Consider the following 23788-nt stretch of genomic DNA (forward strand, 5'->3'; position numbering starts at 1 on the left):
CCCAGTCGGCTTGAACTTCTGCCGACTCGGTGCGCTCCACGGGGACACTTCTGCCGACTCGGCGCGCTCCACGGGGACACTTCTGCCGACTCGGCGTGGATCCGCGCGACACTCGCGCCCACTCGGCGGGCTCAGGCAGGACACTTCTGCCGACTCGTCACCAGCGGGAGGTGTTGACCTCGAAGTCCGGCTGGATCGAGCGCATGTAGACGGTGTCCTCGCGCCGGCGCACGCCGCAGGTGAGGTAGAGCTCGTGGAGCTCGCCGAGCAGGTCGCGGTCGAGGTCGACGCCGAGCCCGGGGGCGGTCGGCACCGCGACCGAGCCGTCGACGAAGGGGAGCGGGTCGCCGGCGAGGACGTCGCGGGTCTTCCAGGGGTAGTGGGTGTCGCAGGCGTAGGTCAGGTTCGGCGTCGCGGCGGCGAGGTGCACCATGGCGGCGAGCGAGACGCCGAGGTGGGAGTTGCTGTGCATCGAGAGCCCCAGTCCCCACACGTCGGTGATGCCACCGAGCAGCGCCGACCTCCGCAGGCCGCCCCAGAGGTGGTGGTCGGAGAGCACGACCTGGACGGCGTCGCGGGCGATCGCGGGCGGCAGGTGCTCCATCGCGATCACGCACATGTTGGTCGCGAGCGGGACGTCGGTCCGCGCGGACACGGCCGCCATCCCCTCGATGCCGGGGGTGGGGTCCTCGAGGTACTCCACCACCCCGGCCAGCCGGTCCGCGACCGCGACCGAGGTGTCCGGCGTCCACGCGCCGTTGGGGTCGAGCCGCAGCGGCAGCGCCGGGAAGGCGTCGCGCAGCGCCTCGACGGCATCGCACTCCTGCTCCGGCGGCAGCACGCCGCCCTTGAGCTTGAGCGAGCCGAAGCCCCAGCCGTCGACCATGCGGCGGGCCTGGGCGACGAGCTGGTCGGGCGTCAGCGCCTCGCCCCACGCGTCGTCGGCGAAGCCGGGGTGGCCGGCCCACTTGTGGAACAGGTAGCCGCTGAAGGGCACGCGCTCGCGCACAGCACCGCCGAGCAGGTCGCTGACCGGTACGCCGGCGGCCCGCGCCTGCACGTCGAGGCAGGCGACCTCGAAGGGGGAGAAGACCGTCTCCAGCGCCGAGTCGACGTCGAGCATCCCGCCGAACGAGGCGCCCGCCCCGCCGCGCTCGCGCCCGAGCACGTCGGTGACGAGGCGCCGCAGGCCGGCCAGGTCGTACGGGTCGTGGCCCGGCAGCGCGGCCGCGACCGCGTCGAGCCGCGCGAGGTGGGTCTCGTCGGCGTAGGTCTCGCCGAGGCCGAGCAGGCCGCTGTCGGTGTGCACCTCGACGATCGCGCGCAGGGCGTAGGGCTGGTGGACGCCGACGACGTTGAGCAGCGGCGGGTCCTCGAAGGCGACCGGCGTGACGACGACCCGGGAGACGCGCGTCGCGCTCACGCGCCGGGCTTCACGGCGAGGATCGGCACGTCGAGGTCGAGCAGCAGGCGCTGGGCGTCGCTGCCGGTGACGAGCTTGCCCACCGGGGAGCGGCGGCGCAGGCCGATGACGACGAGGCGCGCGGACGTCGCCTCGACCACCGTCCGGAACGCCTCGACCAGGTCGTCGCCGTGGTCGGCGTGGTCGACGCGGGCGCTCACCCCGAGCGCGGCGGCGCGGGCCACGAGCGCGTCGGCGTCGGCGGTGTCGATGAGCTCGGCGTCGACGGTGCTGCGCCGGCGCGGGCTGTTGAGCACCACCACGTCGTCGCCGCGGGTCGCGGCCTCGGCGAGCCCGGCCTCGAGGGCCGCCTCGCCGACGGGGGACGGGACGTAGCCGATCACGATCGTCGTCGGGCTGGTCATCGCAGGGAGTCCTCTCGCTGGGAGGTGTCGGAGGCGTGGTCGGAGGTGGTGGTGGCGGCCCCGACCGCCGCGACCTGCGTGCGGCGGGCGAGGAGCTTCTTGCCCACGGGCCAGAGGGCCACGAGGACGAAGGCGGCGAGGATGGTGCCGGAGATCGGGTCGCGCACGAAGCCGGTCGGGTCGCCGTCGTAGATGATCATCGAGCGGCGCACGTTGTTCTCCAGGATCGCGCCGAGCACGAAGGCCAGCACCATCGGACCGGGCTCGAAGCCGCCCTTCTTCATCAGGTAGCCCAGGGCGCCGAAGCCGATCATCAAGAACACGTCGAACGTCGAGTTGTTGAGCGTGTAGGCGCCGAGGATCGTGATCAGCGCGGTGATCGGCGCGAGGATCGCCGGTCGCACGCGCAGGATCCGGACGAAGATCCCGACCAGGGGGATGCTGAGCAGCAGCAGGATCAGGTTGCCGACGTACATCGAGTTGACCACGCCCCAGAACAGGTCGGGGTTCTCCTCGACGAGCGCGGGGCTCGGCGTCACGCCCAGCACGAGCAGGCCGGCGAACAGCATCGCCATCGACGCGTTGGCCGGGATGCCGAGGGTGAGCAGCGGGATGAAGGAGGAGGTGGCGGCCGCGTTGTTGGCCGTCTCGGGGGCGGCGACGCCCTTGATCGAGCCGCGGCCGAACTCCTCCGGCGTCTTGGAGATGCGCTTCTCCGTGGCGTACGCCGCGAGCGACGACATGACCGCGCCGCCCCCGGGCAGGACGCCGAGGAAGAAGCCGACGACGGTGCCGCGCCCGATGGCCGGCGAGGCCTCCTTGAGGTCCTTGCGGGAGGGCCAGACGTTGGTGACCTTCGCCGGCACGTGCGGCTTGCCGGCCCGCTCCTCGAGGTTGTGCAGGATCTCGCTGACGCCGAAGAGGCCCATGGCGACGACGACGAAGTCGATGCCCTGGCTGAGCTCGAGGCTGCCGAAGGTGTAGCGCTGCGCGCCGCTGAACTTGTCCTGGCCGACGGTCGCGAGGAGCAGGCCGATCGCGGCGGCGATGAGGGCCTTGACGGTGTTGCCGCTGCCGATGGTCGAGACCAGCAGGACGCCGAGCAGCGCGAGGGCGGCGTACTCCGGCGGGCCGAAGTCGATCGCCCAGCTCGCGACGAGCGGCGCGGTGAGGCTCAGCAGCACGATCGAGACGGTGGCCCCGATGAACGAGCCGATCGCGGCCACGCCGAGGGCGGTGCCGGCCTTGCCCTGCTTGGCCAGCGCGAAGCCGTCGAAGACGGTCACGACCGAGCTCGCCTCGCCCGGCAGGCGCAGCAGGACCGACGTGATGGTGCCGCCGTACTGCGCGCCGTAGAAGACGCCGGCCAGCATGACGATGCCGGAGATCGGGTCGCCGATCTGGATCACGATGGGCAGCAGGATGGCCATGGTCGCCGCAGGCCCGAGGCCCGGCAGCACGCCGATCAGCATGCCGATGACGACGCCGATCAGGCAGTAGAGCAGCACGTCGGGCTGGGCGACGACGGCGAAGCCGTTGAGGAACTCGTCCATGGGTGCTGCCTCCTCTCAGAAGTTCAGGAGGTGGGGGAGCGGGATGCTCAACCCGTAGAGGAACAGGGCGTAGAAGGTGGCGACGGTGCCGACCGAGATGGTGATCGTGCTGCGCCAGGTCTCGCCGCCGAGGAAGCGCAGCCAGACCACGCAGAGCACCAGCGACGGGATCTCGAAGCCGACGAGCGGCATCAGCACGCCGAGGCCGACGAAGGTCAGCAGGCCGACCGCGGGGAGCACGCTCGCGCGGCTGAACGAGACGCTGTCCTCGAGCCGGCGGCCCGTGAGGAGCAGCACGACCGCGAGGACCGTGATCACGACGGAGATCACGAACGGCCACAGGCCGGGTCCGGGGCGCCGGAGGCTGCCGAGCCCGTAGTCGAGCGACAGGACCAGCCCGCCGACGCCGACCGCGAGGGCGACGAGCGCACCCACCGTCTGGTAGGCCGGGCCGCCCGGGGGCAGCTCCTCCTCGGAGAGGGTCTCGGCCACCTCGGCCTCGATCTCCTCGAGGATGTCCGGGCCGCCACTGCCGGAGGCGGTGCGCTCGTCGCTCATCGTCGGTCCTTTGCGGGGGGAGGTGCGGGGGAGGTGCGGGTCAGCTCGCCGAGCCGAGGTCGATGCCGTACTCGTCGACGAGGTCGGCGTAGCGCTGCTTGTCCTCCTCGAGCTGGGCCACGACCTCGTCGCCGGGGACCTCCATCGGCGTGAGGCTGTTCTGCTCGTTGAACGCCTGGTAGTCCTCGGTCTCGAAGGTGGCCTGCATGGCCTCCCAGATCGTGTCCTTGACGTCCTGCGGGGTGCCCTTGGGGGTCGTCATGAAGCGGTACTGGAAGACCTCGACGTCGAGGCCCTGCTCGGTCGCGGTCGGCACGTCCGGCAGGTAGTCGATGCGCTCGGGCGCGAAGACCGAGAGGGCGGTGAGCTTGCCGTTCTCGATGTTCTCGATCGCCTCGCCGGTCTGCAGGCAGGCGGTGTCGACCTGGTTGCCGAGCAGCGCGGTGAGGGCGGGGGCGCCGCCGTCGAAGGGCACTGCCTCCGACTGGATGCCGCCGACCTCGTAGGTCAGGGCGCAGGACAGCTGGGCGCCGGTGCCGACGCCGGTGGTGCCGTAGGTGATCCGGCCGCCCTCGGACTTCAGGTCGTCGATCGACGTCCAGCCGTTCCTGGAGTTGGTGACCAGCACGTAGTCGTCGCGCGAGACGCCGCCGACCACGTCGAAGTCGTCGATGCTGGTGACCTCGTCGTCGGCGACGGCGAGGGGGGTGATCGCGAAGAGCGAGGCGTTCTGGACCGAGATGACCGAGCCGTCGTTCTTCGACGACTCGACCTTGTTGGCGGCCAGCGCGCCGTTGGCGCCGGACTGGTTGATCACCGGGAACTGCTGGCCGAGCTCGTCGGTGAGGCCGGCGGACACCTGGCGCGAGATCAGGTCGGAGGAGCCGCCCGGGTCGGCGCCGACGTACATCTCGACCGAGCCCGACGGGTACGCGTCGCCGTCGCCGCCACCGCCGGTGGTCGTCGACACGCCGCCGCAGGCGGTGAGGGCGAGGGCGGTGCCGGCGGCGAGGACCGCGAGGGCGGGGGTCTGCTGGCGCATCAGGTGGCTCCTTGCTCGGGATGTGACCACCGACACTAGGTTTGAGCCACGATGCCGGTCCAAGCCCGTTTCGGCATGGACTGATCCAACTCGTGCATCGTACGCTCGCGCGGTGATCACCCTCGACCAGGTCCGCTCCTTCGTCGCGGTCGCCGAGGAGCTGCACTTCGGGCGCGCCGCCGACCGGCTGCGGATGACCCAGCCGCCGCTGTCGCGCCAGATCCAGAAGCTGGAGAGGTCGGTGGGCGCGCGGCTGCTCGAGCGCGACAACCGGCGCGTCGAGCTCACCGGCGCCGGCGCCGCGTTCCTCGACGAGGCCTACCGGCTGCTCAACCTGGTCGAGGGGGCCGGCGACCTGGCCCGCCGCGTCGACGCGGGCGCGGCCGGCGTGGTGCGGCTGGGCTTCACGGCCGTGTCGGCGATCTCGATCCTCGGGCCGCTCCTGCGCCGCCTCACCGCCGAGCTCCCCGACGTCGAGGTGGTGCTGTCCGAGCGGGTCACCAACGCGCAGGTCGACGGCATCCGGCGCGGCGAGCTCGACATCGGCCTCGCCCGTCCGCCCTTCGACACCACCCTGCTCCGCTCCCGCGTGATCCTGCGCGAGCCGCTGGTCGCGGTCGTGCCGCGCGAGCACCCGCTGGCCGCGCTCGACCGGCCGCTGGCGCCCGAGGACTTCGACGGCGAGACGGTCATCGGCTACAACCCCGACCAGTCCCGCTACTTCCACGAGCTGTCGGTCCGGTTCTTCGCCAACGCCCACCCGAAGGTCGACCAGCGCGTGCACCAGGTCCTGACCGCGATGCTGCTGGTGTCGGCCGAGCGCGGCGTCTCGCTGGTGCCGGCGTCGGCCGCGTCCCTGCACGTCGACGGCGTGGTGCACAAGGAGCTCGCCCACCACGGGGGTGACACCCGGGTCGACGCCGACCCGGAGCGACCGGTGGAGCTGCACGCGATCTGGTCGCGGGAGTCGCAGTCGCCGGTCGTACGGCGTGTGCTGGAGGTCGTGACGGCCGCCAGCGGGCCGATGTCATTCAATCCTTGACAGATTTGTGTGAGCGGCCCCACAACTCGTCAACTCCTGAGAGGCTGTCCCCGCACGTCAGTCACACGAGCCGACCTGGGGGGACGGGCAGGTGCACACGACAGCCACCAACGGGCACGCGTCGGCCACGGAACCGTGGTCCGACGAGCAGACCCGTCAGCATCTCCAGGTGCTCGTCGAGGGCGTCGCCGTCCTTGCCGGATTCGAGCAGTCCGCCATCAGCCTGCGCCGGGGCGACGAGTTCGAGGTCGTCGCCGGAGCCGGTGAGGGCGTCGTGGAGAACATCGTCGGCCGCCGCCTCCCGCACCACGTCGTCGAGGGCGAGCTCTCCAAGGCCGACCACTGGGACGCCTGGCGCTTCGTGCCCCACGACCGGGTCGGCGACGAGGTGCTGGAGTACAGCCACGTCCCGGAGGCCGGGGAGCTCGACGCCCCCGACGCCTGGCACCCGCTCGACCTGCTGACCGCGCCGGTCTACGACGACGAGGGCGTGCTCCGCGGCCTGCTCTCCGTCGACGGCCCGCGCGACGGCCGACGCCCCGGCGCCGACCAGCTCGCGCTGCTGCAGAAGTACGCCGGCCTGGCCCGGACGTCGGTGCTGCTGGCGCTCGAGCGCGAGGACCTGTCGCGCCGGGTGCGGATGGCCGACGAGGCGCGCCAGATCGTGCGCCGTGCGCTCGGCGAGCCCACCCTCGACCAGGTGCTGGCGGCCTGCCGCTCGGCCGTCACGGAGTGCTTCGGGGCGGTCGGCATGTGGCTCACCGCGTTCGACGAGGACGGCGGCAACACGACGGCCTGGTACGCCGTCGGCACCGACGCCGAGCCCGTCTTCTCCGAGATCGACGACGTCGTGCTGCACCTCGCGCACCGCTACTGGGCCGACCAGTACGTCGCCCACTTCTCCCGCGGTCGGGCGGCGCAGCCCGGCCTCCCCCCGGCCGACGCCGACCGGCTGCTGACCTTCCTCGAGGGCATCGGGCTCGGCTCGGTGCTGTTCGTGCCGATGGGAGCCGGGCCGCAGTGCCTGGGCTTCCTCGCGCTGTCGCGCGTGTCCGACACCCCGGCGTGGTCCGACCTGGAGAAGGAGGCCGCGCTCGACATCGGGCGCGACCTCGGCCACGCGGTCGCCAACGCCCGTGCGCTCGACGCCGAGCGCTCGCTCGTCGAGGAGCTGCGCCGCCTCGAGGGCTACCGCGTCTCGATGGTCAACACCCTCGCCCACGAGCTCCGCTCGCCGCTCTTCTCGATCAGCGCGAACCTCGAGCTGGTCGAGTCCGAGCAGCTCGGCGAGGACGACCAGCGGTGCATCGCCGCCGCGGTCCGCGGCACCACGCGGATGCGCTCGGTCGTCGACGACCTGCTCACCATGGCCGCCATCGCCGACCCGCAGCGCGAGTTCGTCCCCGAGCAGGTCGACCTCCGCCAGGTGCTGCTCGAGGTGGCCGAGGAGTGCGACCCGGCCGCGCAGGCGCGGTCGCAGCACTACCGCCTCGACGTGCCGGACGCCCCGGTCGTCGTCGCCGGCCGGCCGGAGGAGCTGCACCGGATGTTCGCCAACCTCTCCAGCAACGCCGTCAAGTACTCCGACGACGGCGGCGACATCGTCGTGCGGCTGGTCGAGGCGGAGGGTGAGGTCCGGATCAGCGTCGCCGACTCCGGGCTGGGCATCTCCGAGGAGGACCAGGAGCGGCTCTTCCAGGAGTTCTTCCGCTCCACCAACCCCGATGCCAGGTCGCGTCCCGGCACCGGTCTGGGCCTGGCGATCGTCGAGCGGATCGTGCGCCGTCACTCCGGTCAGATCGTCATCGAGTCCACGCTCGGGGTGGGCACGACGATGACCGTCGTCCTGCCACGGGTCGTGGTCGAGGACGACCCGGCCGCCGAGGAGCCGGCTCCCGAGGAGCAGAGGGTCACAGCCCCCGCGTCATGAAGGTGCTGTTCGGGTCCTCGACGTAGGAGCCGAACGGTCCGCAGGGCACGAACCCGGCGCGCGCGTAGAACGCGCGGGCGGGCTCGAAGAACGCCATGCTGCCCGTCTCCAGCGAGACCCGCTCGACGCCGCGCGAGCGCGCGTCGGCCAGCGCGTGGGCGAGCAGCCTCGACGCGACGCCGCGCCCCCGCAGCCGAGGCTCGGTCCGCATGCTCTTCAGCTCCTCGTGACCCCGGTCGAGCGGCGCGAGGGCGACCGTGCCGACGAGGTCGCCGTCCTCGGCGGCGACCCAGAGGCGTACGCCCGGCCCCTGCAGGGCGGTGAGGTCGAGCGCGTGCCGGCTCTCCGGCGGCGCGGTCGGCTCCATGTCGTCGAGGTGCGCCTGCAGGAAGGCCGCGAGGCGCGGGTCGGCGAAGTCGGCCGGGGAGATCTGCACCGTCCCATGGTGGGGGGTCGGTGTTTCCGCGGTGTGTCGGACGGTGTCGCTGTGGACGCGGCGCGACCCGCGGTGCCACGGTGGCCCCGTGACCGAAGCTCTGGACGTCGACTACCTCGTCGTCGGCGCGGGTGCGATGGGGATGGCCTTCGCCGACGCGCTGGTCGACCACTCCGACGCGCGGGTCGCGGTCGTCGACCGCCGCCACGGCGTCGGGGGCCACTGGCTGGAGGCCTACCCGTTCGTCCGGCTGCACCAGTCGTCCTGCTTCTACGGCGTGCCGTCGACGGTGCTCGGTGGGGGCAGGCTGCAGGAGACCGGGCCGGAGGCGGGCCTGCAGGTCCGGGCCGCGCAGCCGGAGATCGTCACCTACTTCGCACAGGTCGCCCAGCGGCTGCAGGACACCGGCCGGGTCGAGGTGCTGACCAACGCCGACGTCGTGGGCCGCTCGGTCGTGTCCCGTGTGTCCGGCCGCCGCGTCGAGGTGCCCGACGCGTGCCGCGTCGTGGACGGTCGCTACCTCGCGCCCGGCATCCCCGCCGAGACGCCACCGCCGTTCGCTGTCGCCGACGACGTGCACGTGCTCCCTGTCAACGACCTGGTGCGGCTGGAGGAGGCGCCGAGCCAGTACGTCGTCGTCGGCTCGGGCAAGACCGCCACCGACGCCTGCGTGTGGCTCCTGGGTCGTGGTGTCGACCCCGACGCGATCTGCTGGGTCCGTCCGCGCGACCCGTGGATGCTCAACCGGGCCCTCATCCAGCCCGATCCCGAGGTGTTCCTCGGGGTGCCCGCGGCGATCTTCGAGGCTGCGGCGTCGTCCGCGACCCTCGACGAGGTCTTCCTGCGGCTCGAGGAGGCCGACGTGATGCTGCGGGTCGACCGGTCGGTGACGCCGACGATGGCCAAGGCGCCCACCCTCGGCGTGTGGGAGCTCGAGCTGCTGCGGACGATCGAGCACGTCGTGCGCCACGGCCACCTCGCGGCCGTCGAGCGCGGCCGGCTGGTCTTCGCCGACGGCACGGTCGTCGGCATCGCGGACGACGCGGTCGTGGTCCACTGCGCAGCCGACGCGCTGCGCAACCCGCCGCTGGTGCCGGTGTGGGGCCCGGGGACGATCACCCTCCAGCCGGTGCGTGCCGGCTTCCCGTGCTTCGGGGCCGCGGTGACCGGTTACGTCGAGGCCACCCGCTCCGACGACGCGGAGAAGAACTGGCTCTGCCCGCCCTCGCGCTACGGCAACTCGCTGGCGCAGTGGGCCGACATGAACGTCCGCGGCACCCGCGCGGCGCAGGCCTTCGGTGCCGAGCCCGACATCGCCGCCTGGGCGCACACGGTCGCGCTCAACCCGTCCCGCATCCCGCCCGAGCACCCCGGCTCGCCCGGGCTCGACGCGGTGCGTGAGCGGCTCGCCGCCGCCACCGCCCCGGGGCTGGCGGCGCTGGAGCGGCTCGCTGGCTTCGCTGGTCGAGGAGGGACGAAGTCCCGTCACGAGGCCCCTGTGCCCGCATCGGACGCCTGACAGGGTCCGTGGGTCTCGTGACAGTCGCTGCGCGACTTCCTCGACCACCGGGGCGCGCGCCGGCGTCGGGGGGACCCGGTCAGCCGACCGAGGCGTAGCCCTCGCGGTAGCTCGGCACGGTCGGGGCCCATCCGGTCGCCCGCAGCCGCGCGTTGGACAGCCGCTTGCCGTGACCCTGCCCGGGGTCGGCCGCCGGGGGAGCCGGGACGCCGAGCCGCGCCGCGAGCAACGCGGCCACGTCGCCCATCTGCGCGGGCTCGTCGTCGGTGCCGAGGTAGAGCGACTCGGGAGCCGCGGGCACGGTCAGCAGGTGCACCACCGCGGCTGCGGCGTCGCGGCGGTGGATCCGGTTGGTCCAGCGGTGCGGCTCGGTGACGCGACCCTCGCGGACCTGGTCGACGAGCCGCGTGCTGTCGCCGCCGTAGAGCCCCGAGAGCCGCAGCACCGTCCCGTGCGGGAGACGCGCGTGGAAGGCCCCCTCGGCCTCGAGCAGGACGTGGCCCGGACCGTCCGAGGGCGCGGCCGGGACCGTCTCGTCCTCGAGCGGGGGTCGGTCGCTGCTGGGGTGCACCGCGGTCGACGACACCAGCACGGCTCGCTCAGGCAGTGCCTCCAGCGCGTCGAGCGCCCGCGCCATGCCGTCCACGTAGACCGCGCGGTAGGCCTCCTCGGTGCGTGGCCGCGCGGTGAGCGCGACGACCACGAAGCGGGGGCGTACGCCGCTCAGGTCCGGCGCCTCGCGGGTCAGGTCGACCGAGCGTCCCACCAGTGGCGCCGGCACCTTCGTCGCGTCGCGCCGCAGCGCGAGCACGTCGAGGTCGAGGTCGGCGAGCCGCAGCCCGACGGCCGCGCCGAGGTCGCCGGCGCCGACGAGCAGGACGTCAGGAGTCACACGGAGGACCGTACTGCCGCGACTGGCTCGGGAACGGGGCGGGCGTCATCGCAGGTTCTCGAGGCGCCGCACGGCGATCTCGAGGCGGATGTCGGCCCGCAGCCGACGCTCGCGGGGCGACAGCCAACGCGGGTGGTGACGGACAGGCTGGGTGGTTCGCATGGAGGTTCCTCTCGGGTGTGCAGGTGACCGGGGTGGCCGCCGCGAAGACCTTCCCCCGATGGTCTTGCGAGCGGCTTGCGAGCGACGTGGCCGCGGCCGCAACCGGCCCGCGGACGGCCACCCCGGTGGCTCAGAGGCGGGCGCTCCGATTGACCCAGGTCGAGGTGACGACCATGCCCGCGCGCTCGTAGAGCGCCCGCGCGCCGGCGCGGGAGTCGGTCGCGAGGGTGGCACGGACGGCGCCGTGCCCCCGCGCGACGGCGAACGCGTCGACCAGCATCGCCCGAGCCAGGCCGCGACCCCGGCGGTCGGGGCGGACCGCGATCCGGGCGACGTGGGCGACCTCGCCACCGCCGAGGACGACCACGTGGGTCGCCCCCACGAGCTCGCCCCCGGAGTCCCGGACGACCCGCAGGTTCCACGGCTCGTGGTCGGGGCGGCCCCAGACGCGCGCGCCGAAGTCCGCGAAGGTCTGGCGCTCGCGATCGGCCCACTCGAGGAAGGCGTCCTCGAGCAGCGCCCACACCTGCGGATGGTCCCCCGGCGCGGCGTCGGCCACGACGTGCCCCGGCGGGAGCGGACGGCGCTCGAGCCGGCGGTCGGGTGGCAGCTCGAGGTCCCACGCGGTCCACAGCACCTCGTAGCCCAGGTCGGTCATCAGCCGGTCGGCGGCGCTGCCCGCGGGCACTTGCGAACCGACCCGGTCGGAGCCGGCGAGCCGGGCGCGCTGCTGCACCCACCGCGCCAGTGCCGTGCCGATGCCTCGGCCCTGGTGGTCGGGCAGGACGGCCGCGCAGGCCGACGTCGGCGAGACGAGGTCGGCGTAGGCGACCAGCCGGTCGCCGTCGAGGACACCGACGGTGTCGGCCATGTCGTGGCTCGGGCGCAACCAGTCGGCCTCGACGTCGGCGAGCGTCATCGACGACTCGCCCAGGTCGCGGACCTCCTCGGCGACGATGGCAGCCAGCACGGCCGGGGCGTCCTCGCGGGTCAGGGGCCGGTGGCGCAGCCCGTCGGGGAGGTCGACGTCCAGGACGCTCATGCGTGGACGAAGGCGCGACGGTCGAGCCGGACGTAGGCACGGCGGCCGAGGGCGTGGAACCACCGGACCGGTGCGGGTGCGCCGGCGAACAGCCGGTCCACCGCCTCCGCCGGCAGCTCGTCGGTCGCCCACGGGAGCATGAACAGCATCTGCCTCGGCGACAACCTGCCGCGCAGGACGGTCGCCTCCAGCTCGGCCCACTCCTCGGCGCCGACGTGTGCCTGGATGATGCGGATGGCGTCGACCTCCTCGTGGGACAGGTGCGCGTCGAGGGTGCCCCGCAGGGTGTGCACCGCGTCGACGAGGGCAGCCCGCTCGGCCGGCCCGACGGCCGACGCGCTCCCCGCAGCGAACGCGGCGAGCCCTGCCGAGACCTGCGCCAGCAGCGGGTCGATGAGCCCGTGCTCCTCCTCCATCGCCTCGAGGACGGCGCGGTCCTCGGCGCCCACGCGGTCGAGCAGCACGGGCCAGAGCCCGACGTCCTCCTTGGCGTGGTGCTCGTGCAGCTCGTGGCTGAAGCGCGCCCACCGCTCGACGAGCGCGCGCCACGTGGGTCGGTCGTCGGCTGGCGTGCGGGCGACAGCGGTGTCGAACCGCGCCAGGTCGCGGCGGAAGCCGTGGTGCATGACGTACATGCCCGTGAGGTCGCACGGTCCCGGGGGAGCGGCGGCCTGGCCGGGGAGGAGCAGGGGCGGGAGGGTCGTGGTCATGGTGGTCCTCGGGGTCTCGGTGGTGGACGGGGTGGACGGCGTGGAAGGGGTGGAAGGGGTCCGGACGACGAGGGGCACGACGACGGCGGTGAGGATCCCGTCGGGGACCACGCCGGTCGGGGGGACGTCGACGAGGTGGGCGAAGCCGTCGGGGCGCACCACGCGGAGCGCGGTCGCCGCGGCCGTGCCGGCGAGCACGGCGGCAGCCACCGAACCCGGTGCGTCGGAGCGGGTCAGCGGGGCGAGGCCCGAACGCGCGGCGGCTGCGGCGACGTCGTCCCACGAGGCGCCGGGCCCGGCGGTGGCGGTGCGGGCCGCCGGGTCGACGAGGACGCCGTCCACCCGCGTGGCCAGGACCAGCATCGACGGGACGTCGGCCGGGCCCGGGTCCGTCCACCTCAGGCCGTGGGCCTCGGCGACGCGCGCCGCCGCGACGACGTCGGCCTCGGAGGTCGCGACGACCACCACGTCGGGCCGCCGAGCAGCGGGGTGGTCCGCGGCGTGGGCGTCGAAGGCCGGGTCGGCCGGGTAGAGGATCCGGCCGGCGACGGTGCGCCGGAGCGCGGCGACGACGGCGGGCGGGACGGAGGGTGGGACGGAGGGAGCGCGGAGATCCATGTCGGCGATCGTGCGTGCGCGCACTTGCGGTCGACTGACGCCCGGCTTGCAGGGCGCTCGATGCGGGCGTTCAGTGGCGGGTGGTCACCCGGAGGTGCTGCGGCGTGCGGACCCAGGTGCGGTCCCACGTGGTGGCGCGTCCCGGGCCGGTGAGGTCCTGGGCGGCGTCGAGGTGCCTCGCCGCGGCGGCGTGGTCGCCGAGGGTGGTCGCGAGGAGGCCGAGGTAGTGGTCGACCGGCCCCATCGCGAGGGCGCCGTTGAGGGTCCGGGCGAGCTGGCCCGACCACGGCAGCAGCGCGTCGTAGAGCTCCTGCGCGTGGTCGACGTCGTCGAGCGCGTGCACGACGTGGGCGCGCACGGCGGCGTCGAAGAGCCAGGTGGCGTCGTGCTGCATCGGGATCGGCCGCCACGCGGCCCGGGCCGCGTCGTCCTCGCCGGCGTCGAGGAGGGTGACCACGACGAGGTCCGTCGAGTGCCACGGCATCAGCTCGGTCATGCGGACCGCGTCGTGGTGGAGGCGGGAGGTGTCGCCGGCCGCGAACTCGACGGCGAACATGGCCCACAGCCAGATGTAGAAGCCGTTCGGGTCGCCGGCGTCGGTGATGGTCCGGCACACGCCGTCGAACGCGGTCCGCGCCCCGTCGACGTCGGACTGCAGCAGCCGGCTGGTGGCCTCGAAGATCGCGGCGAGCAGCACGAGCTCCGGCAGCTGGCCGCTCGTGCCGGCGCGGACCGCGGCCTCGATGTGGGTCGCTGCCGTCCCGAGGTCCGCCTCGGCGACGGCTGCGGAGTGCAGGTGCATGTGCGCCACCGCCGCGTAGCCGTGCAGACCGCCCCGCTCGGCGAGCTCGAGCATCCGGGAGCCGGTCCGGCCCAGCAGGTGCGGGTCGTCCGAGGCCAGCACCCCGAAGTAGCTCGCGTTGAGCGCGCGGCACTCGAGCTCGAGGTCGCCGACGCCGGCGGCGAGGGCGAGGGCCTCGGCGGCGGCGTCCACGACGACGTCGATGTTCCACGGGTCGGCCTCGATGACCAACGCGTTGAGCAGCTCGACGCGCAGGGTGGGGTCGTCGTCGCCGATGGTCGCGAGCAGGTCGCGCAGCCGGTCCAGCACGGCCGGCTCGGCCGTGTCGCTCGCGCGCCGCGTCCACATCATGGGCGATCGCCACTGCCACGCGCGCGCCTCGTCGAACGGGGTGCCGTGGGCGCGAGCCTCCTCGATCGCCACCTGCCGCTCCGCCACGGCGGCCGTGCTGTTCCCGTCGCCGGCCAGGGCTCGTACGAGGTCGAGGCGGACCGCGAACGACTCGCGGGGCGCCGCTCCGGCGAGGTCGAGCGCGCGCAGGGCGCTGCGCAGGTGGGGGACGGCGCCGGCGTGCCCGCTGCGCCCCGCCGCGGCGACGAGCAGGGCGACGGCGTCGGCCGCGCCGCGTCGGTCGAGGCTCTCGGTCGCGTGGTGGGCGATCTCCTCCACCCGGTCGGGCCGCTCCCGGCGCAGCGTGGCCAGGGCGGCCCGGTGCAGCCTGGTCCGGCGCAGCGGGGCGAGGCGTCCGTAGAAGGTGTCGCGGATGAGCGCGTGGGTGAAGCGGAGCTCGGCCGGTCGCGGCGTGTCGAGAAGACCCGCCACCAACCCCGCGTCGAGGTGGCCGGCGACCGCGTCCTCGTCGGCGTCGCCCCACTCCTGCTCGAGGGCGAGCACGAGGTCGAAGTCGATGTCACGGCCCAGCACCGACGCGCGGGACAGGGCGTCGACGGTGGCCGCGGGCAGGCGCTCGATCCGGCGCAGCAGCAGGTCGCGGATCGCGGCGGGGACGGTGTCGACCGCGGCGATGCCCTCGGACTGCACCAGCTGGGCGAGCTGCCGGAGGAACAGCGGGTTGCCCGCGGACCGGTCCACGAGTCGCCGCCAGACGCCGTCGGGCAGGGCGTCGACGTGCTGCGCCAGCAGGTCGCGGGCGGCCGCGTCGTCGAGGCCGCCGAGCACGATCCGGTCCAGGGTCCGCTCGGAGGTCAGGGCGAGGGCGGTGGCGAGGTCGCGCCCCACCTCGTGGCTGCGGAAGGTCGCCACCACGAGGACTGGCGCACGGGTCGACTCGAGGAGCCGCCAGAGCACCTGGAGGGTGTCGTCGTCGGCGCGGTGCACGTCCTCGAGCAGCATCAGCGTCGGCACGCCACGCTGCTCGAGCTCGCGACGCACGGCGTCGGCGAGCGCGAAGGGGTGCGGGTCCTCAGGGGAGGGGCCCCCGAGGTCGTCGAGGATCTCGCGCCAGGCGAGCCCCGGGGGTGCGCCCGCCACCTCCGAGCAGTGGCCGCGCACGACGGACCACGCGCCCACGGACTGGTCGGCGAAGCGGGCGACGAGCGCCGACTTGCCGTAGCCCGCGTCGCCCTCGACCCAGACCACCCCGGCGCGCTGGCGCAGCGTGGCCGCGGCGGCCGCCAGGCGGGCCAGCTCGTCCTCGCGCCCCACCAGGAGTGGGGCGTCGCCCCCGGCGTCCGGCCCGCGGGGATGACCGGGGTCGCTGCGGACGAGGTCGACGGGCGGGTGCGGGAGCGCGAGGTGGGCGGCCTGGCGGAGGATGTCGGACTCGAGGGCGCGCAGGTCCGGACCCGGGTCGACGCCGAGCTCCTCGACCAGACGGGTGCGCAACGAGGCCAGCGTCGACAGGGCCTCTGCCTGGCGGCCCGACTGGTAGTAGGCGCGCGCGAGCAGGCCGACCGCCTGCTCGCGCAGGGGGTGGGAGCGGACGTGCTCCTCGAGGTCGGCGACCGCGTGCGGCCCGCGTCCCAGGCGCAGGGTGGCGCCCGCCCGGAGCTCGACCGCCTCGGCGCGCAGCTCGCGCAGCCGCGCCGCCTCGGTGGCCGCCCACTCCTGGTCGGCGTACTCGGCGAACGGCTCGTCCGTCCACAGGGCCAGCGCGTCGTCGAGCGACGCCACCGCGTCCCGGTCGGGGAGCGTCGTCGAGCCCTGGACGAGGGAGGCGAAGTGCCAGGTGTCGACCGCCTCGACGGGGCGGGACAGGGCGTAGCCGGGCGGGTTGCTGACCAGGACGGCGGCCGGCCGGCGCTTCTCGCGGTCGGGCTCGAGTGCTGACCTGAGCCGCGACACGTAGGCCTGCAGGGCACCCGCGGCGCTGGGCGGCGGCTCGCCGCTCCACAGCTCCTCGAGGAAGCGGTCGGTGGAGACCGTGCGGCGTCCGGCGGCGACGAGCATCCCGAGGACGGCCCGCTGGCGTGGTCCGCCCAGGTCGACGGGTACGCCGTCGAGCCGGGCGCGGACGCTGCCGAAGGCGCGGACCTCGAGCATGGGCTGATCCTAGGTCGGTGGGGCGGCTGTCTGGCCCGATCGTCAGCCGCCCCACTTGCAGGGGACTTGCAGCCTCAGGTGAGCGCCGGCTCCCGCTCACGGACCGGCTCACGGACCACGCGCCGCCACATCAGCACGCCCAGCGTGGCGGCCATGGTGCCCCGGGGCAGCTCGACCAGCAGGCCGGTCAGGCCCGGCCGCTCGGGGAACGGCACGACGAGCGCGAGCGCGCCAGCGACCACCAGCACGCCGACCCAGGTCGGCACGTCGGCGGCTCGGACGAGGGCGATCCCGACGAGCAGCAGCCCGGCGAGGAACACCAGCCCCCCGACGGCCTGCAGCGTCACGAAGGAGGTGGCCTCGAAGATCTCGTCCTGGTCCGAGACGAGGTGGCGGGCATCGGGATCGCCCGCGAGGGTCGGTCCGACGAAGGCCTCGACCACGAGGTGCGACATCGCGCTGAGCGCGTTGCCCACCATGTAGAGGGTGAATCCGACGAACCCGGTCCGGCCGAGGCTGGCGCGGAAGAACAGGTAGCCCCCCGGCAGGCCGAGCATCAGCAGGACGGCTCCTGCGTAGATGAGGTACTGCGCCTCCGGCGAGCGTGGCGCGAGGAACGCGTCCACCGAGTGGGAGTGCCCGTCGACGACCGGGTGGAGGACCCCGCCGGCGAGGCTGAGGAGGAAGGACGAGACGAGTGCGGCCGCGCTGAGGCGGTAGAGCGTGGTGGTGGTCATGGGTCGACTGTGGCGCGGGCTGCTTGCACCCCGGTTGCGGCGGACTTGGCGTCGGCTGTCCAGCGACCCGGTCCCGATGCGATGCTCGGACCGCATCACTTGATCCCAAATCGGGCTTGGACAGGCATCGTCGCGCGTTCCTAGGTTGGTGAGCACCGCCACACCCACCCGCACCGCCACCACTGACGAGCCGAAGGACGCCGCGCGTGACGAACTACAGCCCCACCGAGCTGGTCGAGACCCTGGGCAGGGGCCTGCTCTCGTTCCCGGTGACCCACTTCGACGCGGACCTGCAGGTCGACGAGGCGGCCTACCGCGAGCACCTCGAGTGGCTCAGCGGCTACGACGTGGCCGGGCTCTTCGCCGCCGGCGGGACGGGCGAGGGCTTCTCGCTGAGCGGCGACGAGGCCGACCGGGTGGTGCGCACCGCCGTCGCCGGGGCTGCCGGCCGGGTGCCGGTGCTCGCGCCGGCGACCGGGTCGACGGTCAACGCGATCGCGCAGGTCCGGGCCGCGGAGGAGGCGGGCGCCGACGGCATCCTGCTGATGCCGCCCTACCTCACCGAGGCCGGGCAGCGCGGGCTCGTCGAGCACGTCAGCGCGGTGTGCGCCGCGACCAGCCTCGGCGTCATCTACTACTCCCGCGCCAATGCCGTCCTCGGCGTCGAGGCGCTCGAGCAGGCCTGCGCGCGCAACGCCAACCTCGTCGGCTTCAAGGACGGCGTCGGGTCGATCGAGCAGATGACCCGCACCTACGCCCAGCTCGGCGACCGGCTGGTCTACGTCGGCGGGCTGCCGACCGCGGAGGTCTTCGCGCTCCCGCTGCTCCAGCTCGGCGTCACGACCTACAGCTCGGCGATCTTCAACTTCGTGCCGCAGTTCGCGCTCGACTTCTACGACGCCGTGCGCCGACAGGACCAGAAGGTCGTCTACGCCATGCTCAACGACTTCGTCATCCCCTACACCCGGATCCGCGACCGCGAGCCGGGCTACGCCGTGTCCATCGTCAAGGCCGGCCTCGCCGCCGTCGGCCGTCCCGCCGGTCCCGTCCGGCCGCCGCTGTCGGACCTCACCGACGCCGAGCGCGCGGAGCTGCAGGCCCTCGTGGACGCCGTGGCAGGCTCGCAGGCCTGACCCCCACCCCCGAACCGAAGGAACCCATGACCGACCAGGCCACCTCGATCACTCCGACGTCCATCGTGGCGGGCACCGACTCCGAGAACCCCGACGTCGTCGCCGCCACCACGGCTGCCGCCGAGGCGTTCGCCGCCTACCGCGCCACCAGCCCGGACGAGCGCGGCGCCTTCCTGGAGGCGGTCGCCGCCGAGATCGAGGCCGACCGCGAGGCGATCGTCGCCGAGGCGGTGCGCGAGAGCGGCCTGCCCGAGGGTCGCATCGCCGGGGAGGTCGGACGTACGACCGGCCAGCTGCGGTTGTTCGCCGGCGTCGTGCGCCGTGGCGACCACCTCGGCGTCCGCATCGACCCGGCCCTGCCGGACCGCGAGCCGCTGCCGCGTGCCGACATCCGCCAGCGGATGGTGCCGCTCGGCCCGGTCGCTGTCTTCGGCGCCAGCAACTTCCCGCTCGCCTTCTCCACCGCGGGCGGGGACACCGCGTCCGCGCTGGCCGCGGGCTGCCCGGTCGTCGTGAAGGGTCACCCCGCGCACCCGGTCACCGGCACCCTCGTCGCCCGGGCGATCACCCGCGCGGTCGAGAGGTCCGGCCTCCCCGCCGGCACCTTCTCCTTCGTGCTCGGCGGCATCGAGACCGGCCAGGAGCTCGTGGCCGACCCGCGCATCACCGCGGTCGGCTTCACCGGCTCCCGCGGGGGCGGCCTCGCGATCGTGCGGGCCGCCGCGGCGCGCGAGGTACCGATCCCGGTCTACGCCGAGATGTCGTCGGTCAACCCCGTCGTCGTCCTGCCGGGCGCGCTCGAGGGCGACCCGACCGCGCTCGCGACGGCGTACGTCGCCAGCCTCACGCTCGGCTCCGGCCAGTTCTGCACCAATCCCGGCCTGCTCTTCCTCCCCCGCGGCGAGCAGGGCGACGCGTTCCTGCGCGCCGCCGGTGAGGCGGTCGCCGCAGCGACCGGTCAGACGATGCTCACCCCCGGCATCGCCGAGGCCTACCGCTCCGGCACCGCCGCGCTCCGCGACGTCGCGGGCGTCCGCGTCGTCGGCGAGGGCTCGGCCGCCGGCGACCTCGCACCCGCCCCGCAGGTGGTGGAGGCACCCGGGCTCGACCGCCCCGTCACCGACGAGGTCTTCGGCGCGTCCGGCGTCGTCGTCCGCTTCGACGACGCGGCCGACCTGCTGCCCCGCCTCGAGGGCCTCGAGGGCCAGCTCACCGCCACCGTCCACGCCACGGACGTCGACGCCGATGCGGCGGCCACGCTGCTGCCGGTGCTCGAGACGAAGGCCGGCCGGATCCTCTTCAACGGCTGGCCCACCGGCGTCGAGGTGGGCCACGCGATGGTCCACGGCGGTCCCTTCCCGGCCACCTCCGACAGCCGCACGACCAGCGTCGGCAGCCTGGCCATCGAGCGGTTCCAGCGACCGGTCGCCTACCAGGACGTCCCGGCGGCGCTGCTGCCCGACGCCGTGCGCGACGACAACCCCTGGGGCCTGCGCCGCCGGATCGACGGGGACCTGGAGTGAGCACCACGACGATCGCGAAGGTCGACGTCGTCCCGGTCGCCGGGCACGACTCGATGCTGCTCAACCTCAGCGGCGCCCACGGCCCGTTCTTCACCCGCAACATCGCCGTCGTCACCGACTCCGAGGGCCGCGAGGGCCTCGGCGAGGTGCCGGGCGGCGAGGCGATCCGCGCGACCGTCGCCGACGCCGCCGAGCTGCTCGTCGGGCAGCCGGTCGCGACCTTCCGCACCCTGCTGCGGCGGGTGGCGACGGCGTACGCCGACCGCGACGCCGGCGGTCGGGGCCTGCAGACCTTCGACCTCCGCACCACGATCCACGCCGTCACCGCGCTCGAGTCGGCGCTCCTCGACCTCTCCGGGCAGGCCCTGGGCGTCCCGGTCGCCGAGCTGCTCGGCGACGGCCAGCAGCGCACCAGCGTGCCGATGCTCGGCTACCTCTTCTACGTCGGCGACCCCGACCGCACCGACCTGCCCTACCTCCGCGAGACCCCGTCCGGATCAGGCGGCGTCGACGACTGGGAGCGGGTGCGCCGTGAGGAGGCGATGACGCCCGAGGCGGTCGTCCGGCTCGCGGAGGCCGCGCAGGCGCGCTACGGCTTCAGCGACTTCAAGCTCAAGGGCGGTGTGCTGCCCGGCGAGGAGGAGGTCGCCGCGGTCACCGCGCTGCACGAGCGGTTCCCCGACGCCCGGATCACCCTCGACCCCAACGGCGGCTGGCTGCTCGACGACGCGGTCCGGCTGCTCCAGGGCAAGGACGACGTCCTGGCCTACGCCGAGGACCCGTGCGGCGCCGAGGGCGGCTTCTCCGGGCGCGAGGTGATGGCCGAATTCAAGCGCCGCACCGGGCTGCGCACCGCCACCAACATGGTCGCCACCGACTGGCGCCAGATGGCCGACGCGGTGCGGACCAACGCGGTCGACATCCCGCTCGCCGACCCGCACTTCTGGACCATGGCCGGCTCCGTGCGCGTCGCCCAGCTGTGCCAGGACTTCGGCCTGACCTGGGGCTCGCACTCCAACAACCACTTCGACGTCTCGCTCGCCATGTTCACCCACGTCGGGGCCGCCGCACCCGGCGAGATCACCGCGCTCGACACCCACTGGATCTGGCAGGACGGGCAGGGGCTCACGCAGCAGCCGCTGGAGATCGTCGACGGTGCGATCGCGGTGCCGTCGACGCCCGGGCTCGGCGTCACGCTCGACCGCGACCGGCTCGCCGAGGCGCACGAGCTCTACCTGGAGCACGGCCTGGGCGCGCGCGACGACGCGGTCGCCATGCAGTACCTCGTGGAGGACTGGGTCTTCGATCCCAAGCGCCCCTGCCTCGTGCGCTGACCCGCGCACCCCTCGGTGGTTGAGGTGCGAGCGCAGGCCCCTCGGTGGTTGAGGTGCGAGCGCAGGCCCCTCGGTGGTTGAGGTGCGAGCGCAGGCCCCTCGGTGGTTGAGGTGCGAGCGCAGCGAGCCTCGAAACCACGCCCCCGATCGCAGGTCTCGAGGCTCGTCGCTGGCGCTCCTCGCACCTCGACCAGCGAGGAGGCCGCCCGACCAGCGAATGCGGGTCCGCGCCAGGGGTACCGGAGGCCTTCCGCACCCGACAGCAGGAGGAAGCGTGGCGCACGACGAGGGAGCAGCCAAGGTCGCCGAGCTGGTGGACGACGCGCAGATCTGCATGATGACGACGATGACGTCCGACGGGCGCCACGTGAGCCGCCCGATGGGCCTGCAGGACGTCGAGTTCGACGGCGACCTGTGGTTCTTCACCTACGACGACTCGGACAAGGCGCGACAGATCTCCGAGCACGAACAGGTCAACGTCGGCTTCTCCGACCAGAAGCAGAGCGCCTGGACGTCAGTGTCCGGGCGGGCCGAGGTCGTCCACGACCGGCAGAAGGCCGAGGAGCTCTGGTCGCCGCTGATGAAGACGTGGTTCCCCGACGGCCTGGAGACCCCGGGCCTCGCGCTGATCAAGGTGCACGCCGAGTCCGCGGAGTACTGGGAGAGCTCGTCGAGCAAGGTGGTCCGGCTGATCGGCGCCGCCCGTGCCGCCGTGACCGGGGATCCCGACACGTTCCCCGCCACCAACGAGACGGTCGAGCTCTAGCCGCCCGCACTGGGAGCAGGTTTCGAGGCTCGTCGCTGGGGCTCCTCGCACCTCAACCAGCGAGGTGGGCCAGGAACGCGTCGACCTCGGCGGCGGTGGGCGCCGACTGCGTGCCGCGGCGGGTCACCTTGATCGCCGCGGCCGCGTTGGCGCGGCGGCAGCCCTCGACCCAGCCGGTGCCGGCGGTGAGCTCGGCGAGGAGCGCGCCGGTGTGGGTGTCGCCCGCGCCGTTGGTGTCGACGGGGGTCTGCGGGAAGCCGGGGACGTACGTCGTCTCCCCACCCCCGACGTGCACCGCACAGCCCTCCGGCCCGTCGCGGACGATCGCCACGGCGTCGCCGCGGAGCAGGGGAGCGACCGCGGTGGTGAGGTCCGCGAGGTCCGACGGAGGCTCCTGACCAACCTCGCGGAGCAGGTCCTCGGCCTCCTCGGCGTTGCTCGACCACACGTCGGTGACCGCCAGCATCGCCCGACGTACGTCCGCGGGCAGCCCGGCGAACGCGGCGCCGGGGTCGAGCACGACGACCACCTCGGGGTGGAGGGTCGGCAGCCACGCGAGCAGCGGGTCGCGCGTGGCGTCGAGCGCCAGCGAGAAGCCGGTGACGCAGACCAGGTCGCCCGGCCCGGGGTCGGACGTGGCGAGCGAGGCCACCGAGATCCGCCGCTCGGCGCCGAGGGTGGTGACGAAGGTGCGCTCCGCGCTGGGCTCGACCATCACCACGCAGATGCCGGTGTCGAGGTCGGGCACCGGTGGGGCGGACGCGGCGACCCCGTCGGCGGCGAGCGCCGCGCGGACCAGGTCGCCGTGCGGTCCGGTGCCGATCGAGCCGGCGTGGACGCACGAGGCGCCGAAGCGGGCGGCCGCGTGGAGCACGGTGACCGCGCCGCCGGCGTAGTCGGTGGCGGAGGAGGCCATCACGTTCCGGCCGCGGGCCGGGAGGTCGGGCACCTCGACGACGACGTCGACCAGCGCCTGGCCGGTGTGGACGACCCGGCTCACGGCAGCAGGTCCGCCGTCGTGGCGAGGGTGATCTGCGGCGGGTAGAGGCCCATCACGTGCAGCGCCGCCCGCTGGTTGTCCGGCGAGGACCCCGCGCAGGCATCGGTCACCACCGTGACGGTGGCCCCGGCGTCGGCGGCGGCGAGCGCGGTGGACACCACGCAGCAGTCGGTGGCGACGCCGGTGAGGACGAGGTGCGGCGTCGGCCCGGTCACCGCCTCCAGCTCGGGGCCCCACTTGCCGAACGTCGGCAGCGACACCACGTGCCGCCCGAGGCCGGAGACCTCGGGGACCAGGTCGAGCAGCGGGTCGTCCTCCGCGACGTCGGCGAACGGCCACGCGTCGAGGTAGGCCCGCCAGCTGCCCTGCGGGTCGGCCGCGGGCACCCAGCGGGTGACGACGGTGCGCTCGCCCGCGTCGGCGGCGAGGCGGCGTACGGGCTCGACGATGTCGGCGAACATCGGCGAGCCCCACTGGCTGGCCGGGTCGGCGAAGATCCGCTGCGGGTCGACGACGAGCAGCCATGCGTCCGGGTGCATGGCGCCAGCCTGTCAGACCGGCGGCGCGCGGACGCCGGGGCCAGGACTTCGCACCCGGGACTCGTGCCTGGCACCCGAGATCTCGGGTGCACAGCACGAGAGTCCCCGGATATCCGGGGAC

General features: G+C 74.0%; 20 protein-coding genes. 7 read left to right on the forward strand and 13 right to left on the reverse strand.

What is annotated here, in order from left to right; all coding sequences use genetic code 11:
* Window positions 1-157: 157 nt before the first annotated feature.
* From KDN32_RS00760 to KDN32_RS00780, 5 genes are read right to left on the reverse strand one after another with little or no spacing between them, the layout of a single operon-like run.
* A complete protein-coding gene (locus tag KDN32_RS00760) occupies window positions 158-1423 on the reverse strand; it encodes an enolase C-terminal domain-like protein (RefSeq protein ID WP_211730224.1) in 1266 nt (421 codons plus the stop codon).
* Window positions 1420-1827: a universal stress protein gene (locus KDN32_RS00765; RefSeq protein ID WP_211730225.1), complete on the reverse strand. Its 408-nt coding sequence runs from the start codon at window positions 1825-1827 to the stop codon at window positions 1420-1422. The genes KDN32_RS00760 and KDN32_RS00765 overlap by 4 nt, the downstream gene beginning before the upstream one ends.
* A complete protein-coding gene (locus KDN32_RS00770; protein WP_211730226.1) occupies window positions 1824-3380 on the reverse strand; it encodes a tripartite tricarboxylate transporter permease in 1557 nt (518 codons plus the stop codon). Before KDN32_RS00770 ends, KDN32_RS00765 begins: the two co-directional genes overlap by 4 nt.
* 15 nt (window positions 3381-3395) lie before the next feature.
* Window positions 3396-3938, reverse strand: coding sequence for a tripartite tricarboxylate transporter TctB family protein (locus KDN32_RS00775; RefSeq protein WP_211730227.1), 543 nt, complete (start codon window positions 3936-3938; stop codon window positions 3396-3398).
* A 40-nt stretch (window positions 3939-3978) separates the two neighbouring features.
* Window positions 3979-4980, reverse strand: coding sequence for a Bug family tripartite tricarboxylate transporter substrate binding protein (locus KDN32_RS00780; RefSeq protein ID WP_211730228.1), 1002 nt, complete (start codon window positions 4978-4980; stop codon window positions 3979-3981).
* A 112-nt stretch (window positions 4981-5092) separates the two neighbouring features.
* Between KDN32_RS00780 and KDN32_RS00785 the strand changes: the two genes are divergently transcribed.
* Complete coding sequence (locus KDN32_RS00785; RefSeq protein ID WP_211730229.1) at window positions 5093-6022, forward strand: LysR family transcriptional regulator; 930 nt, start codon at window positions 5093-5095, stop codon at window positions 6020-6022.
* A gap of 169 nt (window positions 6023-6191) precedes the next feature.
* Complete coding sequence (locus KDN32_RS23105) at window positions 6192-7952, forward strand: sensor histidine kinase (RefSeq protein ID WP_211730230.1); 1761 nt, start codon at window positions 6192-6194, stop codon at window positions 7950-7952.
* Here KDN32_RS23105 and KDN32_RS00795 read toward each other — a convergent pair.
* Entirely contained in the window at window positions 7933-8388 is a 456-nt protein-coding gene (locus tag KDN32_RS00795) for a GNAT family N-acetyltransferase (protein ID WP_211730231.1), read from the reverse strand. The genes KDN32_RS23105 and KDN32_RS00795 overlap by 20 nt on opposite strands.
* Window positions 8389-8476: 88 nt before the next feature.
* Here KDN32_RS00795 and KDN32_RS00800 point away from each other — a divergent pair, with 88 nt between their 5' ends.
* Entirely contained in the window at window positions 8477-9907 is a 1431-nt protein-coding gene (locus KDN32_RS00800; protein ID WP_211730232.1) for an NAD(P)-binding protein, read from the forward strand.
* A 79-nt stretch (window positions 9908-9986) separates the two neighbouring features.
* On the opposite strand, the gene KDN32_RS00805 is transcribed toward KDN32_RS00800, so the two are convergent.
* From KDN32_RS00805 to KDN32_RS00825, 5 genes are all read right to left on the reverse strand, one after another.
* Window positions 9987-10799 (reverse strand): Rossmann-fold NAD(P)-binding domain-containing protein, encoded by an 813-nt coding sequence (locus tag KDN32_RS00805; RefSeq protein WP_211730233.1) that lies wholly within the window; start codon window positions 10797-10799, stop codon window positions 9987-9989.
* 292 nt (window positions 10800-11091) lie between these two features.
* Window positions 11092-12003 carry a GNAT family N-acetyltransferase gene (locus tag KDN32_RS00810; RefSeq protein WP_211730234.1) on the reverse strand — a complete coding sequence of 304 codons (912 nt, stop codon included), beginning with the start codon at window positions 12001-12003 and terminating at the stop codon, window positions 11092-11094.
* A complete protein-coding gene (locus KDN32_RS00815; protein WP_211730235.1) occupies window positions 12000-13331 on the reverse strand; it encodes a hemerythrin domain-containing protein in 1332 nt (443 codons plus the stop codon). The genes KDN32_RS00810 and KDN32_RS00815 overlap by 4 nt, the downstream gene beginning before the upstream one ends.
* Window positions 13332-13401: 70 nt before the next feature.
* Window positions 13402-16635, reverse strand: a complete 3234-nt coding sequence (locus KDN32_RS00820) for an ATP-binding protein (RefSeq protein WP_211730236.1) — start codon at window positions 16633-16635, stop codon at window positions 13402-13404.
* Window positions 16636-16709: 74 nt separating this feature from the next.
* Window positions 16710-17372, reverse strand: coding sequence for a hypothetical protein (locus KDN32_RS00825; protein ID WP_211730237.1), 663 nt, complete (start codon window positions 17370-17372; stop codon window positions 16710-16712).
* Between the two features lie 206 nt (window positions 17373-17578).
* Here KDN32_RS00825 and kdgD point away from each other — a divergent pair, with 206 nt between their 5' ends.
* The 4 genes from kdgD to KDN32_RS00845 all read left to right on the forward strand — a co-directional run bounded on the left by kdgD (window position 17579) and on the right by KDN32_RS00845 (window position 22128).
* The gene (gene kdgD / locus KDN32_RS00830) at window positions 17579-18505 is read left to right on the forward strand and encodes a 5-dehydro-4-deoxyglucarate dehydratase (RefSeq protein ID WP_211730238.1); all 927 of its coding nucleotides are present in this window, start codon (window positions 17579-17581) and stop codon (window positions 18503-18505) included.
* Window positions 18506-18531: 26 nt separating this feature from the next.
* Entirely contained in the window at window positions 18532-20028 is a 1497-nt protein-coding gene (locus KDN32_RS00835) for an aldehyde dehydrogenase (NADP(+)) (RefSeq protein ID WP_249216325.1), read from the forward strand.
* Complete coding sequence (locus tag KDN32_RS00840) at window positions 20025-21362, forward strand: enolase C-terminal domain-like protein (protein WP_307853597.1); 1338 nt, start codon at window positions 20025-20027, stop codon at window positions 21360-21362. The genes KDN32_RS00835 and KDN32_RS00840 overlap by 4 nt, the downstream gene beginning before the upstream one ends.
* Before the next feature lie 274 nt (window positions 21363-21636).
* Window positions 21637-22128, forward strand: a complete 492-nt coding sequence (locus tag KDN32_RS00845) for a pyridoxamine 5'-phosphate oxidase family protein (RefSeq protein ID WP_211730239.1) — start codon at window positions 21637-21639, stop codon at window positions 22126-22128.
* A gap of 52 nt (window positions 22129-22180) precedes the next feature.
* Here KDN32_RS00845 and KDN32_RS00850 read toward each other — a convergent pair whose 3' ends face one another.
* Both KDN32_RS00850 and KDN32_RS00855 read right to left on the reverse strand, forming a co-directional pair.
* Entirely contained in the window at window positions 22181-23128 is a 948-nt protein-coding gene (locus tag KDN32_RS00850; RefSeq protein WP_211730240.1) for a PfkB family carbohydrate kinase, read from the reverse strand.
* Window positions 23125-23667 (reverse strand): cysteine hydrolase family protein, encoded by a 543-nt coding sequence (locus KDN32_RS00855; RefSeq protein WP_211730241.1) that lies wholly within the window; start codon window positions 23665-23667, stop codon window positions 23125-23127. The genes KDN32_RS00850 and KDN32_RS00855 overlap by 4 nt, the downstream gene beginning before the upstream one ends.
* Between the last annotated feature and the right edge of the window lie 121 nt (window positions 23668-23788).

The organism is Nocardioides palaemonis (genome assembly GCF_018275325.1).
Taxonomy (GTDB): domain Bacteria; phylum Actinomycetota; class Actinomycetes; order Propionibacteriales; family Nocardioidaceae; genus Nocardioides; species Nocardioides palaemonis.

Bases quoted from the DNA above. Each gene is read 5' to 3' on its own strand.
- KDN32_RS00780 (WP_211730228.1), bottom strand. From the start codon at position 4,980: ATGCGCCAGCAGACCCCCGCCCTCGCGGTCCTCGCCGCCGGCACCGCC.
- KDN32_RS00810 (WP_211730234.1), bottom strand. From the start codon at position 12,003: ATGAGCGTCCTGGACGTCGACCTCCCCGACGGGCTGCGCCACCGGCCC.
- KDN32_RS00815 (WP_211730235.1), bottom strand. From the start codon at position 13,331: ATGGATCTCCGCGCTCCCTCCGTCCCACCCTCCGTCCCGCCCGCCGTC.
- KDN32_RS00765 (WP_211730225.1), bottom strand. From the start codon at position 1,827: ATGACCAGCCCGACGACGATCGTGATCGGCTACGTCCCGTCCCCCGTC.
- KDN32_RS00825 (WP_211730237.1), bottom strand. From the start codon at position 17,372: ATGACCACCACCACGCTCTACCGCCTCAGCGCGGCCGCACTCGTCTCG.
- KDN32_RS00770 (WP_211730226.1), bottom strand. From the start codon at position 3,380: ATGGACGAGTTCCTCAACGGCTTCGCCGTCGTCGCCCAGCCCGACGTG.
- KDN32_RS00775 (WP_211730227.1), bottom strand. From the start codon at position 3,938: ATGAGCGACGAGCGCACCGCCTCCGGCAGTGGCGGCCCGGACATCCTC.
- KDN32_RS00835 (WP_249216325.1), top strand. From the start codon at position 18,532: ATGACCGACCAGGCCACCTCGATCACTCCGACGTCCATCGTGGCGGGC.
- KDN32_RS00820 (WP_211730236.1), bottom strand. From the start codon at position 16,635: ATGCTCGAGGTCCGCGCCTTCGGCAGCGTCCGCGCCCGGCTCGACGGC.
- KDN32_RS00855 (WP_211730241.1), bottom strand. From the start codon at position 23,667: ATGCACCCGGACGCATGGCTGCTCGTCGTCGACCCGCAGCGGATCTTC.